The 2037-nt window shown below is 56.7% G+C and carries 1 pseudogene; it reads right to left on the bottom strand.

Going from position 1 to position 2037, the window contains the following annotated elements:
• Window positions 1–1649, bottom strand: a pseudogene (locus WNZ14_RS23525) (autotransporter domain-containing protein); the annotation flags it as partial.
• Window positions 1650–2037: the final 388 nt, after the last annotated feature.

Raw genomic sequence — 2037 nt, 5'->3', positions numbered from 1 at the left:
CTGTCTTCGATCAGCGCTGTCTGGACCGAGGCGTGGATCTCGCCTGAAAGCTGGTCAACCGCAATCGGTGCCTGAGTGCTTGAAAGGTTCAGCACAGCGTTGAACAGGCTGCCGGAGCTTAGCGAGTAAGCCCCATCTCCCGCCGCGCACTGGTTGGTGCTCATGCCGGAAAGGCAGAAGCTTTTTGAAACGATAGAGGACGTCAGATATGCATGAGTGGCGTCGTAGCTGACAGCGAAATCGAGGAAGGCATAGTCATCGGTCACGCTGCTGAACGTACCGGCCACGCTTCCAGCCGTGATAATGGTGTAGGTTCCGGCGGTATAGGTGGTGCCGTTGTCGGTTCCGTTCTCTGGCTTCACCTTGATGGAACTGCCGCTGTTGATTGTCACGGTGCCGGTGGCATTGAGCAGGTCGTTATTGGTCCCGGCTGTAAACCCGCCGGCGCTCAATTCCACCTCGTAGACCGATCCGGCATTCAAGGTAACACTCGCTGCATTGAGAGTGCCGATGGAATTACCCGGCGCCAGGGAACCGCCGGAGGCGATGTTCAGTACACCACCCAATTTGCCGGTGCCGCCCAGTTTGCCGCCAGTAATGTTCAGCGTGCCGGTAAAGCCGGAAGAATCGCCGTTCAGGAATGTCTCCCCGGCGAGATGGTTTATCGTGCCGGAGCCGGAGATATCGGCTGAAAAGCTATAGGCACTGTCGGTGTGGTTGAAGGTGAGCGTACCGCTGCCCGCGCCAAACTGTACTGTCGCTGTCTCAAGTGTGCCAGCCGGGGCCGCCGCATCTCCTGCCGCCGCTCCGATATTGAGTGTGCCGGTGGAAGTTGCGAAATTAGCGATGGTCATTGATGAAGCCTTGGCCGTGCCGCCTGCGGATATCGTCAGTGTGCCGGTTGCGATATGGCCAACAATCAGTTGGCTCGAATTGATCCAGGTCGAATTCGTGCCGTTTACCGTCACGGTCCCGGTACCGCTGCCAGAACCTCCGATATATGCATTTGAGTTGCTGACCAAGCCGCCGTCGGTGATATCCAGCTTCGCGGTTCCGGATTGGCCGACAGACAGGCTAAACGAATTTACCCATTTGGAGCCGGCACCATCCACCGTTACCGTTCCGTTACCACTCGTGAAGTTGCCAATAACTCCACTCGAATTAGTGACCTTGCCGCCAGCGGATATCTCAAGGGTAGCAGTGCCGGCACGGCCGACGGTAAGAGTACTCGAATTATCCCAGATCGAGTCCGCTCCGGTCACCGTAACTGCGCCAGTCGCTAGGTTACCATATGCGATAGTGCCGGCGGTGTTTCTGACCGCGCCGCCACTCGTGATATCAAGCGTTCCAGTGCCAATATAGCCGACATCGAGGGTGCTTGAATTGGTCCAGATCGAGTCCGTTCCGCTTACCGTTACAGTGCCATTTCCGGTACCACCATTTCCGATGTAGCCGATCGTGTTGGAAACCTCGCCGCTAGCGGAAATGGCAAGGCTGCCAGTGCCGGTATCACCAACAGCAAGGGTGCCACCAATTGCCCACGGGTCAGGTTTGGTGCCGCTGCCGCCGCCGATCACCGTCTCTGAGGTGCCGTCAATAGATTCCTGGGCAAAAGCCGGGGCGGTCATCCCGGACAGAATAGCAGCCATAGCCGTTCCCGCCAGAAGCATTCTGTGAACCGCCGTCCCCAAGAGGATTTGGGGGTTGGTTGTCTGGTCTGATCTCGATGTCATATGTTTCCCCTGATCGTATCAATCCGGTTGGCGGCAAACCTGTTCAAAGAGGTAAGCGGCGAATCTTGAGGTTGAGGGATAAATGGGCAGGGTCGCGGATAGGTCGCGTATTGGAGGCGGCAAACGCTGGCAGAACGAAAGTCACACGGATGGGTGGTGCAAAAGGCATCTGGAATTTCTCACTTTGGAAGATAAAGCGCCCGCGAAGCGACTTTCAGAATTTGACACTGAGGTTTGCCTTGAGGCTTTGATCACTGACTCCAGATCCGAACTGACCGCTATAGGTGAAGCCAAGCGTTGCGTC

It is taken from the genome of Hoeflea sp. AS60 (genome assembly GCF_038900115.1).
Classification (GTDB): Bacteria; Pseudomonadota; Alphaproteobacteria; order Rhizobiales; family Rhizobiaceae; genus Hoeflea.
The sequence above is the reverse complement of the archived record's forward strand: the minus strand, read 5'-3'. Positions and strand labels throughout refer to the sequence as shown.